This is a genomic window from Rhizobium sp. TAL182 (assembly GCF_002117725.1).
Lineage (GTDB): Bacteria > Pseudomonadota > Alphaproteobacteria > Rhizobiales > Rhizobiaceae > Rhizobium > Rhizobium esperanzae.
The window spans coordinates 3,985,863-4,003,320 of record NZ_CP021024.1; the positions used below are offsets into that span (position 1 = coordinate 3,985,863).

General features: G+C 61.1%; 16 protein-coding genes. 12 read left to right on the top strand and 4 right to left on the bottom strand.

Annotation, left to right across the window (positions count from 1 at the left end):
• Positions 1-41: 41 nt before the first annotated feature.
• Positions 42-1,643 carry a DHA2 family efflux MFS transporter permease subunit gene (locus tag Tal182_RS19870; RefSeq protein ID WP_064805062.1) on the bottom strand — a complete coding sequence of 534 codons (1,602 nt, stop codon included), beginning with the start codon at positions 1,641-1,643 and terminating at the stop codon, positions 42-44.
• A gap of 44 nt (positions 1,644-1,687) precedes the next feature.
• Positions 1,688-2,899: an HlyD family secretion protein gene (locus Tal182_RS19875; RefSeq protein ID WP_085860501.1), complete on the bottom strand. Its 1,212-nt coding sequence runs from the start codon at positions 2,897-2,899 to the stop codon at positions 1,688-1,690.
• Between the two features lie 150 nt (positions 2,900-3,049).
• On the opposite strand from Tal182_RS19875, the gene Tal182_RS19880 reads away from it, so the two are divergent.
• The 5 genes from Tal182_RS19880 to lysS all read left to right on the top strand — a co-directional run bounded on the left by Tal182_RS19880 (position 3,050) and on the right by lysS (position 9,018).
• The gene (locus Tal182_RS19880; RefSeq protein ID WP_064811384.1) at positions 3,050-3,730 is read left to right on the top strand and encodes a TetR/AcrR family transcriptional regulator; all 681 of its coding nucleotides are present in this window, start codon (positions 3,050-3,052) and stop codon (positions 3,728-3,730) included.
• A gap of 107 nt (positions 3,731-3,837) precedes the next feature.
• Entirely contained in the window at positions 3,838-4,674 is an 837-nt protein-coding gene (locus tag Tal182_RS19885; protein ID WP_085860998.1) for an AraC family transcriptional regulator, read from the top strand.
• A 217-nt stretch (positions 4,675-4,891) separates the two neighbouring features.
• Positions 4,892-5,641 (top strand): TerC family protein, encoded by a 750-nt coding sequence (locus Tal182_RS19890; RefSeq protein ID WP_064805067.1) that lies wholly within the window; start codon positions 4,892-4,894, stop codon positions 5,639-5,641.
• A 241-nt stretch (positions 5,642-5,882) separates the two neighbouring features.
• Positions 5,883-7,349 (top strand): glutamate--tRNA ligase, encoded by a 1,467-nt coding sequence (gene gltX / locus Tal182_RS19895; protein ID WP_085860502.1) that lies wholly within the window; start codon positions 5,883-5,885, stop codon positions 7,347-7,349.
• 175 nt (positions 7,350-7,524) lie between these two features.
• On the top strand, positions 7,525-9,018 hold the full coding sequence (lysS, locus tag Tal182_RS19900; RefSeq protein WP_085860503.1) for a lysine--tRNA ligase: 1,494 nt from the start codon (positions 7,525-7,527) through the stop codon (positions 9,016-9,018).
• Between the two features lie 65 nt (positions 9,019-9,083).
• Here the strand turns inward: lysS and Tal182_RS19905 are convergent, their stop codons facing one another.
• Positions 9,084-9,848, bottom strand: coding sequence for a hypothetical protein (locus tag Tal182_RS19905; RefSeq protein WP_085860504.1), 765 nt, complete (start codon positions 9,846-9,848; stop codon positions 9,084-9,086).
• Positions 9,849-10,026: 178 nt separating this feature from the next.
• Here Tal182_RS19905 and Tal182_RS19910 point away from each other — a divergent pair, with 178 nt between their 5' ends.
• The 7 genes from Tal182_RS19910 to Tal182_RS19940 all read left to right on the top strand — a co-directional run bounded on the left by Tal182_RS19910 (position 10,027) and on the right by Tal182_RS19940 (position 16,900).
• On the top strand, positions 10,027-10,935 hold the full coding sequence (locus tag Tal182_RS19910; RefSeq protein ID WP_085860999.1) for a LysR family transcriptional regulator: 909 nt from the start codon (positions 10,027-10,029) through the stop codon (positions 10,933-10,935).
• A gap of 119 nt (positions 10,936-11,054) precedes the next feature.
• Complete coding sequence (locus Tal182_RS19915; protein WP_085861000.1) at positions 11,055-12,215, top strand: ABC transporter substrate-binding protein; 1,161 nt, start codon at positions 11,055-11,057, stop codon at positions 12,213-12,215.
• Positions 12,216-12,419: 204 nt separating this feature from the next.
• A complete protein-coding gene (locus Tal182_RS19920; RefSeq protein ID WP_085860505.1) occupies positions 12,420-13,406 on the top strand; it encodes an ABC transporter ATP-binding protein in 987 nt (328 codons plus the stop codon).
• Positions 13,403-14,365, top strand: a complete 963-nt coding sequence (locus tag Tal182_RS19925) for an ABC transporter permease (RefSeq protein WP_085860506.1) — start codon at positions 13,403-13,405, stop codon at positions 14,363-14,365. The genes Tal182_RS19920 and Tal182_RS19925 overlap by 4 nt, the downstream gene beginning before the upstream one ends.
• Positions 14,355-15,167, top strand: a complete 813-nt coding sequence (locus Tal182_RS19930) for an ABC transporter permease (RefSeq protein ID WP_085860507.1) — start codon at positions 14,355-14,357, stop codon at positions 15,165-15,167. The genes Tal182_RS19925 and Tal182_RS19930 overlap by 11 nt, the downstream gene beginning before the upstream one ends.
• Positions 15,168-15,180: 13 nt before the next feature.
• Positions 15,181-16,608 carry a gamma-aminobutyraldehyde dehydrogenase gene (locus tag Tal182_RS19935; protein ID WP_064805079.1) on the top strand — a complete coding sequence of 476 codons (1,428 nt, stop codon included), beginning with the start codon at positions 15,181-15,183 and terminating at the stop codon, positions 16,606-16,608.
• Positions 16,609-16,726: 118 nt separating this feature from the next.
• Positions 16,727-16,900, top strand: coding sequence for a DUF1328 domain-containing protein (locus tag Tal182_RS19940; protein ID WP_004678026.1), 174 nt, complete (start codon positions 16,727-16,729; stop codon positions 16,898-16,900).
• A 66-nt stretch (positions 16,901-16,966) separates the two neighbouring features.
• Here Tal182_RS19940 and Tal182_RS19945 read toward each other — a convergent pair whose 3' ends face one another.
• A complete protein-coding gene (locus tag Tal182_RS19945; RefSeq protein ID WP_085860508.1) occupies positions 16,967-17,410 on the bottom strand; it encodes a DoxX family protein in 444 nt (147 codons plus the stop codon).
• Between the last annotated feature and the right edge of the window lie 48 nt (positions 17,411-17,458).

Genomic DNA, 17,458 nt, shown 5'->3' on the forward strand with positions numbered 1-17,458 from the left:
GGCCCTCCGGAGAGGGCCTTTTCGAGGGACGGGGCCGGAGGTCAGTGGCCGCCGCCACCTCCTCCGCCGCCTTGCGGCGCGGGTTTCTTGATCATGGCGACACCGAGGATCATCGCAACGAACAGCGCGGTCAGGATCAGGAATACATCGCTGAAGGAAAGGATGACCGCCTGCTTGGTGGCGAGGCCGACCATCTGCTTGATTGCGACTGACGTGCCGTCCATGCCGTAACTGTTGAAATTGGCGGCCATATTGTTCATCTGGTCGATCGCCGCCGAATTGCCCCAGTCGATATTCTCCCGCAGCCGCTCGTAATGCACATCCTGCCGGCTGGTGAGCACGGTATTTATGACCGCGAGGCCGACGGCGCCGCCAAGATTTCTGGTCAGGTTGAACAGGCCGGACGCGCCGCGAATGCGCGACGGCGGCATCGTGCCGAGCGCGATATTGTTGATCGGCACCATGCACATCATCAGCCCGAAGCCGCGCAGGATCTGCGGGATGAACAGCTCGTAGAAATCCCAATCCGCCGTCAGGTGGATCATGATGTATGTGCCGGCGGCGAAGCTGATGAATCCGATCACCATCATCAGGCGCAGGTCCATCTTGGTCGAAAGCCGCCCGGCAATCGGCGCGGTGAAGAACATCGCAAGCCCGGAGACGAACATCGTCTCGCCGATCATCAATGAATCATAGCCGCGGATACGCCCGAGATAGACGGGGTAGATATAGGTAAGGCCGTAGAGCCCGATGCCCATGACGAAGGAAAACACCGAGCCGAAGGAGAAATTCCTGTTCGCAAAGGCCTTGAGGTCGACGACGGGAAACTCCACCGTGAAGGCGCGATAGAAAAAGACGATGGCCGCGACGCCGGAGGCGACGGCAGCCAGCGCAATGGAATTGTCGTTGAACCAATCGTTCGAGTTGCCCTCTTCGAGCACATATTCCAGCGCGCCGAGAAAGACCCCCATCGAGATCAGCCCCCACCAGTCGAACTTTTTGAAGAGCGACAGTTCCGGCTTGTCGAAGTCGATGAAGTTCCAGGTAACCAGCGTGACGATGATGCCCGGAACGATATTGACGAGGAACAGCCAGTGCCAGGAGAAGGCGTGGCTGAGATAGCCGCCGACGGTCGGGCCGATGGTCGGCGCAAGCGTGGCAATCAGGCCGATGATCGGCGAGACGATGCTGCGCTTCGACGGCGGGAAGATGGTGAAGGCGGCCGCGAAGACCGATGGGATCATGCCGCCGCCGATGAAACCCTGGATGGCGCGGTAGACGATCATCTGGTCGATATTCGTCGCCGTCGCCGCAAGCGCACTCGCCATAGTAAAGCCGGCGGCCGAGATCGCGAAGAGGTAGCGCGTCGAGATGATGCGCGCCAGTGTTCCCGAAAGCGGGATCATGATCACTTCCGCGATCAGATAGGCGGTCTGCACCCAGCCGATTTCGTCGGAACCGGCCGACAGGCCGGCCTGGATTTCGGCGAGCGAAGCAGAGACGATCTGGATGTCGAGGATCGACATGAACATACCGAGCACCATCGCGAAGAAGGCGATGAGCTTTCTCGGATCCATGCGATCCGCGGCGTGGGCAGGCGCCGCCGGCATCGTTCCCGCTGTTGCTGTCGCGCTCCCGGCCATCGGACCACCTCCGCCTTTCCTTTTGCTGGAATTGCTCAGAAGGTTTACTTGTTCGGTGCCGTGCGGGTATCGACGTCGACGACGACGCTGAGGCCCGCGCGCAGACGCCCACTGTCGAGCGCATCCTGCGGCAGCGCGATGCGCACCGGCACACGCTGGATCACCTTGGTGAAGTTGCCCGTGGCGTTCTCCGGCGGCAGCAGCGAAAAGACCGAACCGGAAGCCGGCGAGATCGATTCGACAGTGCCGACGATCGGATGGTCGTCATAGGCATCGACATGGACGTTGACCTTCGAGCCAGGAACGAGATGCTGAATCTGCGTTTCCTTGAAATTGGCGTCGATATAAAGTTGGCGCACCGGAACGAGCGCCATCAGGCGCTGGCCGGGCGAGACCAGATCGCCTTCCTGGACGGAACGATTGCCGACGATGCCGTCGTAGGGCGCTTTGAGCACGGTGAAGGAGAGGTCGCGGGCGGCCTTGTCGCGCTGGATTTCCAGTGTGCGGACGGAACCTTCCGCCTCCCTGCGCTGAGCTTCGAGGATGGCGATATTGGCTTGCGCCGCCACGATATTGGCGTCGCCGCCCGCAAGATTGGCCTTGGCCTGATCGAGTGCGGTATTGGCATCATCGAGATCCGCGGTGGTGCCGACCGACTTTGCCTGCAGATCGCTCTGGCGCTTCTGCTTGATTTCCGCGCCACGAACCGTGGCTTCGAGGGCAGTCTTCTGAGCCTGGGCCTGCACGAGGCTCGCCTTGGCGCCTTCAATCTGCGCATCAATACGGCTTAGCGAAAGCTGCTCGGTCGCAATCTGGGCATTCGCCTGATCGAGGGCATTCTGGTAGTCGCCGTTATCAAGGGTGGCGAGAACGTCGCCTGCCTTGACTTCCTGGTTGGCGACAACATTCACCTTCGCGACATAGCCGGTCACCTTCGGTGAGATGGTCGCGATATCGCCTTCGATATAGGCGTCGTCGGTCGACACCATGAACCGGCCGTTCATCCACCATTCGTATCCATACCAGCCGCCGCCCACAAGCAGGGCAAGCACGACGATCGGCAGCACCGGGCTGCGGCGCTTCTTCGCCGCAGGAGGAGCAACCGGGGCTTGGGCCGGCGCCGATTGTGCAGGAGCAGCCGGCTTTTCCAGGGCTTCCGCCGTCGGAGCCTCGGCAACGACCGCGACCTTTGCCTCTTCGACCTCGGCGTTTTCGCTGACGATACGCGCGACGTTGCTCTTCTGGTTGCTCGACATGGCCACTTTACCGATCTTGGAGTAATAATCGAACTGAACGGTTCGGTTCAGTTGACATAAACCTGTTTTATCGTCATATCAAGATGTATAGAACCAATCGGTTCGATTTCTTTAAAGAAAGTACGAAACCGTGAACACGGTTAAGGAGATATGACGCTAAAGCCCGACCATGCCGCCGTCTTCAGCCCACCCGTTGGAGGAGGCCGATTTGCCGCTGGCGAAGATCCGGCAAAACGCCAGCAAATCCTCGCCGGCGCCAAGCGCGTCTTCATGAAGATGGGTTTCGACGCCGCCAGTATGAACGACGTGACGCGCGAAGCCGGAGTCTCCAAGGGCACGCTCTACGTCTATTTCACCAACAAGGAAGAACTGTTTTCGGCAATGATCGAGAACGAGCGCGCCGCTTTCATGGCGGCCGTGCGCACGGCGCTTGCCGAGCATGACGACCCCGAATCCGGCCTGTACGAATTCGGGATGAGCTTCGTCACCCACATGACCGATGAAAAGGTCATCAGCGCGATGCGCACCGTTCTCGGCGTTCGCGACCGCATGCCGGTGCTCTGTCAACGCTTCTTCAAAGGCCCGGTAAACCTGCGCACCATCATGCGCGACTTTTTGGAACAGCATATCGCCGAAGGCCGACTCGAGATCGACGACATCGATCTTGCCGCCGGCCAGTTTCTCGACCTTGCCAGCGGCAGCTTCTTCAAGCTCCGCCTGTTCGGCAGCATGGAAGAACCGCCGACTCGCGAGGAAATCGACCGCGTCATCCGCGGTGCGATCAAGGTCTTCATGGCAGCCTACGGCGTGCGCCGGCACGCGACTGCCTAACCCCGCATCCTTGACTGCCGCTCTCCTTCGGCCAAAACTCCGCAAGAACGATCAAACCCGGCTGCCGGCTTACCTCTAAGGAAGAAGCCGCAACCAGGGGAATGAAGATGAACGCCATCGCACGGGCGATCTGGTTCATAGAGAGCCATTTCGAAAGCGATATATCGCTGGAAGAGATATCGGACGCAGCCGGATTGTCGCGCTACCATCTGTCGCGCGTCTTCGGGCTCGTGACCGGCCACTCGATCAGCAGCTACATGAGAGGGCGGCGCCTCAGCCGCGCCGTGCCCGCATTGGTCAGCGGCTCATCCACCATTCTCGAGGTTGCGCTTTGCGCGGGCTACGGCTCACACGAAGCTTTCACCCGTGCCTTCCGCGACCAGTTCGGCATGACGCCGGATGCTGTGCGCAGACAGGGACACGCCCGCAACCTTGTTTTACTGGAGCCGATCCGAATGGACACCGACCACCTCAACGATCTCGAACCACCCCGTTTCGAAACTCTTCAACCAATGCTCTTTGCCGGTCTGCAGGAGATCTACCCTTATGGCGACAATGCCGCCATCCCCTCGCTTTGGCAGGAGTTCAATACCCATTTGGGGCATATTCCCGGCCAGAAAGGCAATGTCGCCTATGGCATCTGCCGGCATATGGGCGAGGAGGAGAAATTCCGCTACATGGCCGCAGCCGAAATTTCCGATGCCGGCGACCTGCCCGCGGATTTTACGACGCTCAAGCTTCCGGGACAGCGCTACGCCGTCTTCACCCATCGCGGCCATGTCTCCGGCATTTCCCTGACCATGCACCGGATTTTCGGCACATGGTGGCCAACGTCGGGCCTGGAACATGGCGAGACACCTGACATGTTCGAACGTTACGACGAGCGCTTCGATCCCTATACCGGCATGGGCGTCACCGAAATCTGGCTGCCGATTAGAGCATGATGCCGAAACGTGTAAGCGGTTTTCGGACGAAATCATGCCCTAACTCTTTAATTGGAAACAGGATTCAAATTTAAGGCCGACCCGGCCTTAAATCATCCGGTTCTAGGGAATAAAAGTCATATCAGTTTCGTATACCGGCTTGTGGCGCTTGTCTGGCAGGCAGGCGCCATTACATTGCGCGTCGTTTCATCATGTGACGCAAAGAGGGTATAGGCTGATGCAGGAAATCATGACGCTCATTCAGGACCCGGCCGCCTGGGTGGCGCTCATCACACTGGTGGTGATGGAAGTCGTTCTCGGGATCGACAACCTGATCTTCATTTCCATTCTCACCAACAAACTGCCACCCGAGCATCGCGAGAAAGCCCGCCGGATCGGCATCGGCCTTGCCCTCGTCATGCGTCTGGCGCTGCTCGGTACCGTCGCCTGGATCGTGCAACTGACCGAACCGCTGTTTACGGCCTTCGGGCACGGCTTCTCCTGGAAGGACCTGATCCTTATCGCCGGCGGCCTGTTCCTCGTCTGGAAGGCCACCAAGGAAATTCACCACACGGTCGACCCGGTGGATCATCAGGAGGATTTCATCGCGAAGTCCGTCACGACGGGCTTTGCGTCGGCCATCGGCCAGATCCTGCTGCTTGACCTGGTCTTCTCCGTCGACAGCATCATCACCGCCGTCGGCATGACGCCGCATCTGCCGATCATGGTGATCGCCGTTATCGCCGCCGTCACCGTCATGCTGGTCGCCGCGACCCCGCTCGCCAACTTCATCGAGAGAAATCCAACGATCGTCATGCTGGCGCTCGCCTTCCTACTGATGATCGGCACGACGCTGATCGCCGAAGGCATGGGCTTCCACGTGCCGAAGGGTTACGTCTACGCCGCCATGGCCTTCTCTGCGCTGGTCGAGGTGCTGAACATGTTCGCGCGCAACGCCCGCAAGCGGAAACGCGAAGGAGCGCATTGAGCTGATACGGGAGGGCGCGTCGCATTGGCGCACCCTCTCAACGCCGGCAAGCCGTTGCGGACGCGGTTTTTCTTGACGCGCCCGGTTGAATATGGCCTAAGGCCAGCCGAACGGACGATCGGCGAATGGTGCGGGCGAATGCCCTTTTTCGGCCGGTTTGCCGATGAAGATATCTGCATCCTTCCGGCCGAACCTCGCTTTCCCGTGAAAGCAGTCCGGCATTCATTGACGGGCACATACAATGACAAATTCCGGGACAGCTTCCGGCGTCCGCGTCCGCATCGCTCCCTCGCCGACCGGCGAGCCGCATGTCGGCACCGCTTATATCGCTCTCTTCAACTACCTCTTCGCCAAGAAGCACGGTGGCGAGTTCATCCTGCGCATCGAAGATACCGATGCGACACGCTCGACCCCGGAATTCGAGACGAAGGTGCTGGACGCGCTGAAATGGTGCGGGCTGGAATGGAAGGAGGGCCCCGATATCGGCGGCCCCTACGGTCCTTATCGCCAGTCCGACCGAAAGCCGATGTACCAGCCCTATGCACAGGAGCTGCTGGACAATGGCCATGCCTTCCGCTGTTTCTGCACGCCCGCGCGCCTCGAACAAATGCGCGAGGCGCAGCGCGCCGCCGGCAAGCCGCCGAAATATGATGGCCACTGCCTCAACCTGACGGCAGAAGAGGTGACGTCACGCATGGCGGCGGGCGAAGCCTCGGTCGTCCGCATGAAGATCCCGACCGAAGGTTCCTGCGACTTCACCGACGGCGTTTACGGCGACGTGTCCATTCCGTGGGATTCCGTCGACATGCAGGTCCTGATCAAGGCCGACGGCATGCCGACCTATCACATGGCCAATGTCATCGACGACCATCTGATGAAGATCACCCATGTGGCGCGTGGCGAGGAATGGCTGGCTTCGGTGCCGAAGCACATCCTGCTCTATCGCTATTTCGGCTGGGAGCAGCCGGTCTTCATGCATCTGTCGCTGATGCGCAATGCCGACAAGTCGAAGCTGTCGAAGCGCAAGAACCCGACCTCGATCTCCTATTATTCCGCGCTCGGTTATATCCCCGAAGCGCTGATGAACTTCCTCGGCCTGTTCTTCATGCAGATCGCCGAGGGCGAAGAGCTTCTGACGATGGAAGAACTGTCCGAAAAGTTCGATCCGGACAATCTCTCCAAAGCAGGCGCGATCTTCGATATCCAGAAGCTCGATTGGCTGAACGGCCGCTGGATCCGTGAAAAGCTCTCCGAAGAGGAATTCCGGGCGCGCGTCCTGACTTGGGCGATGGAAAACGACCGCCTGATGGCGGGTCTGCGCCTGTCGCAGACCCGCATTTCCAAGCTCGGCGAGCTACCCGATCTCGCCAGCTTCCTGCTGAAGTCCGATCTCGGCCTGCAGCCGTCCGACTTCGCCAAGATCAAATCACCGCCGGAAGAGATCCTGGAGATCCTCAACACTGTCCAGCCGGACCTCGAAAAGATCCTGGAATGGAATGTCGAAACGATCGAGGCGGAGCTGCGCGCCGTCGCTGATCGCTTGGGCAAGAAGCTGAAGGTCGTGGTGGCACCGCTCTTCGTCGCCGTCTCCGGCTCGTCGCGTTCGCTGCCGCTCTTCGATTCCATGGCGCTCCTCGGCCGCTCTGTCGTGCGCCAGCGCCTGAAGCTCGCGGCCCAGGCGGTCGCCGCCCTCGTCGGCTCGAAATGACAGTGGAAGCCCCCTCCCCCTTGTGGGGAGGGGTTGGGGAGAGGCTTTTCCCAGAAAACCCCTCCCCTCCGCTTCTCTCCGACCCTCCCCACAAGGGCGAGGGTTAGCGCAGAGCCAGACGCCGCGCTTCAAACGCTGATTTTTAGAATTCATGCCCATCGACGAGGCAAAAGACATGAGTGACAAGACCGAAAACACCCTCTCCTCCGACGCGACCGAGGTGCGCGCCCAGAAGCTGAAGCTGCTGCGCGAGCAGATCGGCGAGGTCTATCCGGCGCATTTCCACCGGACGCTGACCAATGCCGAGCTTGGCGCCAAGTATGAATCTCTGGAAGCCGACGTCGAGACGCAGGATGTTGTGACCGTCGCCGGCCGCGTCTATTCCTCGCGCAACTCCGGTATGTTCATGGATATCCATGACGCTTCCGGCAAGATCCAGATCTTCAGCCACAAGGACACGACGCCGGAAGAGGCCCGCGGCCTGCTGCCGATGATCGATATCGGCGACATCATCGGCGTCACCGGCATCGTGCGCCGCACCAAGCGCGGCGAGCTGACGATCAACGCCCAGAAGATCGAAATGCTGACGAAGTCGCTGCTGCCGATGCCCGAGAAGTGGCACGGTCTCTCCGACATCGAGCTGCGTTACCGCAAGCGCCATCTCGACATCATGACCAATGAGGATTCGAAGCTGCGCTTCCAGCAGCGCTCGAAGATCGTCTCCGGCATCCGCCGCTTCATGGAAAATGACGGCTTCATGGAAGTCGAGACGCCGATGCTGCAATCGATCTATGGCGGCGCCACCGCCGAGCCGTTCAAGACGCATCACAACACGCTGAAGCTCGACATGTATCTGCGCATCGCGCCGGAACTGTTCCTGAAGCGCACGCTGGTCTCGGGCCTGACCGACAAGGTCTTCGAGATCAACCGCAACTTCCGCAACGAGGGGGTCTCTACCCGGCACAATCCCGAATTCACCATGATGGAGTGTTACTGGGCCTATGCGGATTACGAGGATATGATGGACCTCGTCGAGCGGCTGTTCGAGACCCTGGCGCTCTCCATTCACGACACGACGGAATTCGACTTCGGCGACAAGCGGTTGTCCTTCAAGGGGCCGTTCAAGCGCGTGCCGATGCCTGCTGCCGTCAAGGAAGCCACTGGCATCGATTTCCTCGCCATCAAGACCGATGAGGAAGCGCGCACCGCCGCCAAGGCCGCCGGCTTCGCCGTCGAGAAGGATTGGACCTGGGGCGAGTGCCTTGCCTTCATCTTCGAAGAAAAGGTTGAATCCACCCTGATCCAGCCGTCGCACGTCACGCATTTCCCGAAGGACATCTCGCCCTTCGCCAAGGAAGTGCCGGGCGAACCGCGTTTGGTCGAGCGCTTCGAGACCTATTGCAACGCCTGGGAACTCGGCAACGCTTTCTCGGAACTCAACGATCCCGAGGAACAGCGGCGCCGCATGGTCGAGCAGTTGGAACAGGCGCATGCCCGCGGCGAAAAGGAAAAGCAGCTGGACGACGAATTCCTCGACGCGATCGACCAGGGCATGCCGCCGGCCGGTGGCCTCGGCATCGGCGTCGACCGCCTGATCATGCTTCTGACCAACGCTCCGTCGATCCGCGACGTCATTCTCTTCCCGGCCCGCCGCAACAAGGCCGACTGACAGACAGAACGTGAGAAAAACGAAGCGGAGTGCCGGCCGGCGCTCCGCTTTTTCATGCCGGTGATTCAGCGGGTCTCGGCGCCTTCCGCCGGAGGCTCTTCGGCCGGAGCCTCCGCTACCACATCGGCACTCGCGCCTTCTCTGGCTGGCGCAGGTTCATGAGCAGGCGCGGCTTCGCTTTCGGCCGCCGGCGCTGCGCCGTGCGCGCCGCCCGCAGCCTTCGTTTCCTTGGCCTTTTCGCCGTTCTTCGTCGAGCCCACAGCGACCGGGTCGACGCAATCCTCAGGATCCTTGAAGGCGCTGCTGATCGTGGCGATTTCGTCGAGAGGCAACTCTATCCGCTCGCCGAAGAACAGTCCGTTTTCGCTGGCCTTGCCGTCATAGTAGCGCGCCGTATAGGGCTTGTCGTCGAGGCCGGGAACGGCCTTGTCGGGATGCGGGATATAGACGACGTCGGCGCCGATCGCCCGGCCGCGAATGTCGGAGCGGAGGGTCGGACCGTTCTCGTCGAGCACCACCACCTGCACCAGATCCGGCTTCTGCGCGGCATAAACGGCCTGGGCGACCCGAAGCGCAGTCTTGACGCGTGTCATCCCGTCGGTCGGTTCGGTCTTGATGTACTTGCGCACCCAGACGTGATCCTGCTTCCGGATCGTCACCAGGTTGACGTCGCTGCATTCCAGCCCGTAGCCGCCACCGGCCACACCCATCAGTCTGTCCTTGCCGACATAGACGGCCGCACCGCCGGAAACGCCCGCCAGAAGCGCGACTCCGCCGATGATCATTGCCAATTTCCGGGAAGGCCGGAACATACGCAGTAAGGCCTTCACGCCAACTGCTCCGCCATCTCAAACTCCAACGCAGGACAGGTGCCGAGAATGCTAGGGAAATGACGTTTCCGAAAGTTTAAGTGAACAAGCCAAGCCCGCCCCATTTTGAAAAAGTCCAAAAAAGGTCCGCCTTTTTCAACCGCTTGCCACGGCGCATCCCGCCATGCTCTATACGCCCATGGCCTTCACGCTCCGCCAGATCCAATATTTCGTGGCCGTCGCCGAACAAGGTTCGGTGACACGCGCCGCACAGAACCTGTCGATCTCGCAATCCTCGGTGACGGAAGCGCTGAAAGAGCTGGAAACCGATCTTGGCGTCGAACTCTTCGAGCGCCACCCGCGCGGCCTGACGATCACCCACAACGGACATCAGTTTCTCCGTCACGCGACCAAGATTCTCGCCTCCGTCTCCGATGCGCGGACCAGCTTCTCCGGCCAGCAGAGCACCCTCTCCGGCACATTGAATATCGGCGTCACCTCGCTTGTTGCCGGCTACGTGCTCTCCGATCTGCTGGCGCGATACCGGCGCGCCTGCCCGGGCATCGAAGTCAGCGCCATCGAGGACAATGGCGGCTACCTCGAACATCTCCTGGTCGGCGGCGAACTCGACGTGGCGGTGATGGTGATATCCAATCTGCGTGACCGCATGGCGCTGCAGGCGGAAATTCTCGAAACCTCGCCCTATCGCCTCTGGCTGCCGATGGGCCATCCGCTGGTGTCTGCCGATATCATCTCGGTCGCCGATATCGCCCGCGAACCGCTGATCATGCTGACGGTCGACGAAATCGAGGAGAACACCGGTAAGCTGCTCTCCGCACTCGGCGCCCGCCCGCATGTCGCCTTCCGCACCCGTTCGGTGGAAGCGGTGCGCAGTCTGGTGGCCACGGGCGCCGGCGTGGCGCTGCTTCCCGATCTCGTCTACCGCCCGTGGTCGCTCGAGGGCGACCGCATCGAGAGCCGCGATGTCTCCGGCTCGCTGCCGGTCGTCCAGGTCGGCATGGTCTGGCGCAAGGGCTCCAGCCTTCCGCAGGCGGCGCGCGACTTCGTCGGTATTGCCGAAAGCATGCGCTCCGGCCGCATGCGCTGATATCGGAATTTCCGATATCGACTTTCTGATAAATGAATTTGCGAAAGCGGCTTTTTGGGATCACCTTCTTCTCAGGGAACGAACGCCACAAAAAGTGGCACCAAACCGGGAGACGGATGATGACGAATCTCTTGAAATCCTGCACGGCAGCACTCGCTTGCCTGGGCTTCGCGACGCAGGGGATTGCGGCCGAGCCATTGAAGGCGCTGGGCAAGGGCGAGGGTGCGGTCAGCATCGTCGCCTGGGCCGGCTATATCGAGCGCGGAGAAACCGACAAGAATTACGACTGGGTCACCGACTTCGAAAAAGAGACCAGCTGCAAGGTTTCCGTCAAGACCGCCGCCACGTCCGATGAAATGGTGTCGCTGATGAACGAGGGCGGCTTCGATCTCGTCACCGCATCGGGCGACGCGTCACTCCGCCTCATTGCCGGCAAGCGTGTCCAGCCGATCAATACCGATCTGATCCCGAGCTTCAAAAATGTCGACAAGCGCCTGCAGGACGGCCCATGGTACACGGTCGGCGGCGTGCATTACGGCGTGCCCTATCTCTGGGGACCGAATGTGCTGATGTACAATACCGATGCCTTCAAAGACAAGGCGCCGACCAGCTGGGGCGTCGTCTTCGAGGAGCAGACCCTGCCGGACGGCAAGTCGAACAAGGGCCGCGTCCAGGCCTACGACGGCGCGATCTATATCGCCGATGCGGCCATGTATCTGATGGCCCACAAGCCGGATCTCGGCATCAAGGACCCGTACGAACTGACCGAAGACCAATACAAGGCCGCCCTTGACCTGCTGCGCGGCCAGCGCAAACTCGTCTCGCGCTACTGGCACGACGCGATGATCCAGATCGACGATTTCAAGAACGAAGGCGTCGTCGCCTCCGGCTCCTGGCCCTTCCAAGTCAACCTGCTGCAGGCCGACAAGCAGAAGATCGCCTCCACCTTCCCGGATGAAGGCGTCACCGGCTGGGCCGACACGACAATGCTGCACGCCGACAGCGAACATCCGAACTGCGCCTACATGTGGATGGAACATTCCCTTCAGGCCAAGGTCCAGGGCGACGCCGCAGCCTGGTTCGGCGCCGTGCCCTCCGTTCCCGCTGCCTGCAAGGGCAATGAACTGATGGGCGATACCGGCTGCGCCACCAACGGCTTCGATCACTTTGACAAGATCAAGTTCTGGAAGACCCCGGTCGCCAAATGCGCAACGCAGAGCGAATGCGTGCCCTATCACCGCTGGGTGTCGGATTACATCGGCGTGATCGGCGGGCGGTGAGCCGATCCGATCGTATGCGTAAAATCCCCCCTAACTCTTCTCACAAAGGGAGGGGGTAAGCGTGGCACCGCCAAATCCTGCCGAAACGCCAAGGTATTTGCGAAGGGGTACGGCAGGTTAAACCCCGCCCAGTTGTGGGGAGGGGTCTGGGGCGGGTCTCATTGGCCAGGCCCTTTCTAAACATGCAAGACCCGGAGCCTTCCAATGACCCCAGCCGTCCGTTTCCAACAGGTATCGCGCCATTTCGGCCAGGTGCGCGCCGTCGACGGCGTCGATCTGGAGATCGCGCCGGGCGAGTTCTTCGCCATGCTCGGGCCGTCCGGTTCCGGCAAGACGACGTGCCTCAGATTGATAGCCGGTTTCGAACAGCCGACATCAGGCCACATCCAGATCTTCGGCGACACGGCCGACGGCGTTCCGCCCTATCGCCGCAACGTCAACACCGTATTCCAGGATTATGCACTCTTCCCGCATCTGAACATTCTCGACAACGTCGCTTATGGGCTGATGGTTAAGGGCGTCGGCAAAGCGGAGCGGATGAAGGCGGCGGGCGATGCCCTCGAACTCGTCAAACTGCCGGGTTATGGCGGCCGCCGCCCCGGCCAGCTCTCCGGCGGCCAGCGGCAGCGCGTGGCGCTCGCCCGCGCCCTCGTCAACAAGCCAAAAGTGCTGCTGCTCGACGAGCCGCTCGGTGCGCTGGACCTGAAGCTGCGTGAGCAGATGCAGGAGGAGTTGAAGAGCCTGCAGCGCGCCCTCGGCATCACCTTTGTCTTCGTCACCCATGATCAGGGCGAAGCGCTGTCGATGGCCGATCGCGTCGCGGTCTTCAACAATGGCAATATCGTCCAGCACGGCACGCCGCAGGATATCTATCGCTGCCCGAAGACCCGCTTCGTCGCCGACTTCGTCGGCTCGTCCAATGTGATCGCACCTGATTTGATGGCCGCGCTCGGCGGCGAGAAACGCTGGGCGAGCCTGCGCCCCGAAGCGATCCGGCTGACAAGCGACGGCATCGAGGCGAAGGTCGAGCATGCGAGCTTCCTCGGCGCCGCCACCCGTCTCAGCGTCGACCTCAGAGGCAGCCGGCTGCATGTCACGCTGCCGGCAGGCGCGCTCGTGCCGAATGTCGGCGCCGGCATCCGCCTCGCCTGGCAGCCCGCCGATATCCACTACATGGACGATGCTGCATGACGGCACTCATCATCTCCGACGGCAAGACATCGATCCTTCCGGGACGCAGCGGCGTCTTCGGCCAGCTGTCGGATACCTTCTGGCGGCACCCGAAGCTCTTACTCTTTCTGATGCTGACACCGCCCCTGCTCTGGCTCGGCATCATCTATATCGGCTCGCTGGTCGCCCTGCTTCTGCAGAGTTTCTTCTCGATCGACGATTTTTCCGGACTGGTGAACTACGAATTCACCCTTGCGACCTACGCCCAGCTTCTGAGCCCGACGAATTTCGACATCATCATCCGCACTGTCGTCATGGCCGCACTGGTGACTGTCGCTTCCGCGCTGATCGCCTTTCCGATCGCCTACTACGCGGCGCGTTACGCTCGGGGCAAGTGGAAGGCACTCTTCTATCTCGGCGTCATGCTGCCCCTCTGGTCGAGTTATCTCGTCAAGATCTACGCCTGGAAGCTGATCCTTGCCAAGGAAGGCATCCTCACCTGGATCTTCGAGAAGCTCCATCTCGCCTGGCTGCTCGACGGCATCCTGAACCTACCGGTCGTCGGCGGCAATTCGCTTTCGGTCAGCTATCTCGGCACCTTCATTGTCTTCGTCTATGTCTGGCTGCCCTATATGATCCTGCCGACGCAGGCAGCCCTCGAGCGTGTGCCCAGCAACCTGATCGAGGCTTCCGCGGATCTCGGCGCCACGCCGAGCCAGACTTTCCGCACCGTGCTGTTGCCCTTGGCGCTGCCGGGCATCGTCGCCGGGTCGATCTTCACCTTTTCGCTGACCTTGGGCGATTACATCATCCCGCAGATCATCGGCTCGTCCCGGCTGTTCATCGGCCAGGCCGTCTATGCCCAGCAGGGAACGGCCGGCAACGTGCCGCTGGCGGCCGCCTTTTCCGTCGTGCCGATCGTCATCATGGCGTTCTATCTGACGCTCGCCAAACGCATGGGGGCCTTCGATGCGCTCTGACCTCAAGACATCGCCGCTGCCTCTGAAGATCGCCGCCGCCGGCGGCCTGCTTTTCCTGCACCTGCCAATCCTCTTGATCTTCGTCTATGCCTTCACGACGGAAGAGAAGAGCTACCAGTGGCCGCCGCCCGGCCTGACGCTGCAATGGTTCGCCGTTGCCTGGAACCGGCCGGACGTCTGGTCGGCGCTCGGCCTTTCCGTGCAGGTCGCCATCATCGCCACCGCGATCGCGCTCATCCTCGGCACGCTCTGTGCGGCGGCCGTCAGCCAGACGAATTTCTTCGGCCGCGAGGCGATCTCACTGCTGGTCATCCTGCCGATCGCCCTTCCCGGCATCATCACCGGCATTGCGCTGCGCTCCGCCTTCAGTCTCTTCGACATCCCGTTCTCGGTCTGGACCATCGTGCTAGGCCACGCCACTTTCTGCGTGGTGGTCGTCTACAACAACGCCGTCGCCCGCTTCCGCCGCACCTCCGGCTCGCTGATCGAAGCCTCGATGGATCTTGGCGCCGACGGCTTCCAGACCTTCCGCCATGTCATCCTGCCCAATATCGGCACCGCACTTCTGGCCGGTGGCATGCTCGCTTTTGCCCTTTCCTTCGACGAGGTCATCGTCACCACCTTCACCGGCGGCCAGCAATCGACCCTGCCGATCTGGATGCTCGAAGAGCTCATCCGCCCGCGCCAGCGCCCCGTCACCAATGTGGTCGCCATGGTCGTGGTGCTCGTCACCTTCCTGCCGATCCTGGCAGCCTATTACCTCACCCGCGACGGCGACCAGATCGCCGGCGCCGGCAAATAACAGGGAGAACATCATGGATACGCAAATGCTGATCGGTTCCCGTTTCGAAAAAGGCACGGAGACGGAAGAGCACATCCTGAACCCGAAGACCGGCGAGACGGTGACCGACCTTCCCGAGGCCTCGCTGTCTCAGGTCGACGCCGCCGTCGATGCCGCCGAAAAAGCCTTCAAGAGCTGGTCACAGACGACACCTTCCGAACGCTCGAGTTACCTGCTGAAGATCGCCGACGCCATCGAGAAGGATGCCGCCGGTTTCGCCGCGCTGGAAGCGCTGAACTGCGGCAAGCCGATCAATTCAGTGCTGAACGATGAAATCCCGGCGATCGTCGATTGTTACCGCTTCTTCGCCGGCGCCGTGCGCAACCTGCACGGACCGGCCGCGGGCGAATACCTGCCCGGTCACACCTCGATGATCCGCCGTGATCCAATCGGCATCGTCGGCTCGATCGCGCCGTGGAACTATCCGTTGATGATGATGGCCTGGAAACTGGCGCCGGCAATCGCCGGCGGCAATACCGTCGTCTTCAAGCCTTCTGAGCAGACGCCGCTGACCGCGCTGAAGATGGCGAGGCTGCTTTCCGACATCCTTCCCGAAGGCGTCGTCAACGTCATCCTCGGCCGCGGCGAAAGCGTCGGCAATGCGCTGATCAACCATGCCAAGGTCAACATGGTCTCGATAACAGGCGATGTCGCCACCGGCAAGAAGGTGCTGCAGGCCGCCGCCAAGACCGTCAAGCGCACTCATCTGGAACTCGGCGGCAAGGCCCCGGTCATCGTCTTCGACGATGCCGATATCGATGCCGTCGTCGCTGGCATCCGCACATTCGGCTATTACAATGCCGGTCAGGACTGCACCGCGGCCTGCCGCATCTATGCCGACGCCAAGGTCTACGACAATTTCGTTGCCGATCTCTCTTCGGCCGTCGCCAGCATCCGCTTCAACCAGGCCGACGATACCGAAAACGAGATCGGTCCGCTGATCTCCAGGCGCCAACGTGACCGCGTCGAAAGCTTCGTCGCCCGCGCTTCCGAGCACAAGCACATGGAAATCACCACAGGCGGCAAGGGCTCCGGCGACAAGGGCTTCTTCTTCACCCCGACCGTCATATCAGGCGCCCTGCAGGACGACGAGATCGTCCGCCGTGAGGTCTTCGGCCCGGTCGTCTCGGTCACCCGCTTCTCTGAAGTAGATGACGCCATCGCCTGGGCGAACGACAGCGATTACGGCCTCGCCTCCTCGGTCTGGACCAGGGATATCGGCCGCGGCATGAAGACCGCCGCCCGCCTGCAATATGGCTGCACCTGGATCAACACCCATTTCATGCTGGTCAACGAGATGCCGCATGGCGGCCTCAAACAGTCGGGCTACGGCAAGGACATGTCGGTCTATGCGCTGGAGGATTATACCGCCGTGCGTCACGTGATGATCAATCATGGCTGACCGTGAAACCGGCAGGATATAGAACGCCGACAGCAGATAACGCCGTCCAATTTCGCGCGACGTGGAACAATTTCCCGGTTGCCGCGTCTTTTCAGACAAATGCAAAGGATGATGTGTCATGCTGAAATGGGCTCTGATATTCTTCGTTATTTCGATCATCGCCGGCTTCTTCGGCTTCTCCGGCGTTTCCGCCGCCACCGCGACCATCGCCCGCGTGCTCTTCGGTATCGCGCTGGTGATCTTCCTGATCTTCCTGGTTCTGGCGCTGATGGCCGGCCAGGCGGTCTTGTAAGCGAGCGCCGCACAAGCCGGAGCAATTCCGCGGCTCGGGAAAGCCGCGGAGCTTGTGGCCAATTGGCTACATCATTGCCCTCAGCCAGGGATGAAGGCTGCTACCCCGCTTTCTCAGCAGGCTGTCGATCGATATCGACCCCGCCCCCGAAGCCACCAGGACGAACATGCCGCCGGCAATCGCCAGATCCTTCTCGAAATGCAGGAGCTCGTTCTGGCTGTCAAAATTCGTGTGAAAGAGCAAGGCGGTCGCCAGACAGAAGAAGGCCAGCGCCAATGCGCCAAGCCGGCTGAGGAAACCCGCGGCAACGGAAAGGCCGGCGGCGAGCTGAAGTGCTATGACAGCAAATGCAACCGGCGCGGCAAGTCCCAGTTTTGCGAAAGTGTCGACGGTCGCGCTGATATCTGATGCGAGCACCGAACCTTCATGCAGGAAGATCAGCGACAGGAGCAGCCTGCCAAGGAGAAGAATGAAATCGGCCAGTTGAGACCAGCTTGAGGCGCTATCCATCACACCCTCCGATTTGCAGAGAACAGGCGGCTTGGCGGCCTGTTCTCG